The following is a 918-nucleotide window of genomic DNA, read 5'->3' as shown; positions in this document are numbered from 1 at the left end:
CCGCACGGGCTTTGCCGGCGGCCGTGGTGGGAGCGGTGGGCATACGGGCATCCTGCGGGCCAATGGGCGACGCCGGCCAGACGCTCAGGCGGCGGCTGTACACAAATTCGTCGCCCGCGTTGCGCATCCAGTTGGTGTAGGCGCGCAGCACGTAGGTGCCGGGGGCCAGCGTGTCGGCAATGGTGAGGTCGCCGCTGCTACGGCCGCCCTGCAGGCGCAGGGTGCGGCGGGCTACTACGCGCTTCTCGGGCGAGAGCAGGTCGACGTGCAGCACCTGGCTGAGCGAATCGAGCTGGTGCTGCGCCGCATCGACCACGTAGGCGCTGAACCAGATGGTTTCGCCGGTGCCATACACGGGCCGGTCGATGTGGAGGTAGGCTTTTTCTTGGCGCGCGGCCAGCAGGTAGTCGCTCAGCTGGCGGGCCACGCGGGGCAGCAGGCCGTCGTCGGTCGGGTGCGCCCGGAAGGCGCTCAGCCCGCCTGCTACGGCCAGCGAGGTCAGAAGCAATATTTTTTTAGCGCGAGCAAATGGCATAGGAAAGACAAAGCCAAAACGGCCGCCGCGAAGCTGGCCAGCGAAGAAAGGACGAGTTTACGCCGTAAAGATGGGGCCGCGGTGAAGGCCACGCGCGCAGCCGGCGCTGTGCACTACCAAAAAAGCCGGTCTGAATGCATCAGGCCGGCTTTTTCGCTTGCGGTGAAAGGGCTGAAATCCCGGCTATTCGCGGGTGCAGCGGGCCGTCAGACTTACGTGCGCGTCGGTGTATACCACCAGGTAGCTGCCGCGGGCCAGCGCGTTCAGGCTGAGAGGCGTGGCTACGCCGCCGGCCGTGGGCTGGGCCGTGGCTACGCGCTGGCCCAGCAGGTTATACACTGCCAAGCGGGCGTCGGCGCCGGAGCGCGGGTGTTCCACGGTCA

2 protein-coding genes are annotated in these 918 nt (G+C 67.2%); both read right to left on the bottom strand.

Going from position 1 to position 918, the window contains the following annotated elements; all coding sequences use genetic code 11:
• Positions 1–535, bottom strand: a 535-nt coding sequence (locus tag ACYVDE_RS24460) for an MG2 domain-containing protein (protein WP_460504124.1), incomplete at its 3' end; no start/stop codon positions are given.
• A 183-nt stretch (positions 536–718) separates the two neighbouring features.
• The coding region (locus ACYVDE_RS24455) for a hypothetical protein (protein ID WP_460504123.1) at positions 719–918 on the bottom strand (200 nt) is incomplete at its 5' end.

It is taken from the genome of Hymenobacter agri, assembly GCF_054778495.1.
Note: the sequence above shows the minus strand (reverse complement) of the source record. Positions and strands in the feature narration are given on the sequence as shown.